Origin of the sequence: Rhodopseudomonas sp. BR0G17 (assembly GCF_010907025.1) — a bacterium.
Classification (GTDB): Bacteria; Pseudomonadota; Alphaproteobacteria; order Rhizobiales; family Xanthobacteraceae; genus Rhodopseudomonas; species Rhodopseudomonas palustris_H.
In genome coordinates, this window is record NZ_QUML01000116.1 from 1 (window position 1) to 511 (window position 511).

The following is a 511-nucleotide window of genomic DNA, read 5'->3' on the forward strand; positions in this document are numbered from 1 at the left end:
GACCAAGAAGCGATCCGCGGTCGGGAGCGTTTGATGCCGCCAGCCGGCAGTGCCGCTTCGTCCTCGCGGCTGCCGCCGGCGCTTAATATCATCGCTCTATCGAGCTTCGCGGCCTCGCTGTCGACGCGCGCGCTCGATCCGGTTCTGCCGCGGATCGCCGACGATTTCTCCGTCACGATCACCACCGCGGCCGGGCTCGCGGCGGTCACCGCCTTCACCTTCGCGGTGGTGCAGCCTGCGATCGGCGCGCTCGGCGATCTGTTCGGCAAAGCGCGGTTGATGATCATCTGCCTGGCGCTGCTCGGCTTCGCCAATCTGCTCGGCGCGCTGTCGTCGTCATTCGCGGTGCTGTTCGTCTGCCGTATCCTCGCGGGCATCGGCGCCGGCGGCGTGTTTCCGGTGGCGCTCGGCCTTGCGGCCGATCTGGTCACGGTGGATCGGCGGCAGATCGCGATCGGTCGCGTGCTCGGCGGCTCGATGGCCGGCAATCTGCTCGGCGCTTCGGCGTCGG

Annotated in this window: 1 protein-coding gene; it reads left to right on the forward strand. The window is 69.1% G+C overall.

The features are described from left to right. Positions 1–33: 33 nt before the first annotated feature. The coding region (locus tag DY467_RS25460) for an MFS transporter (protein ID WP_164639823.1) at positions 34–511 on the forward strand (478 nt) is incomplete at its 3' end.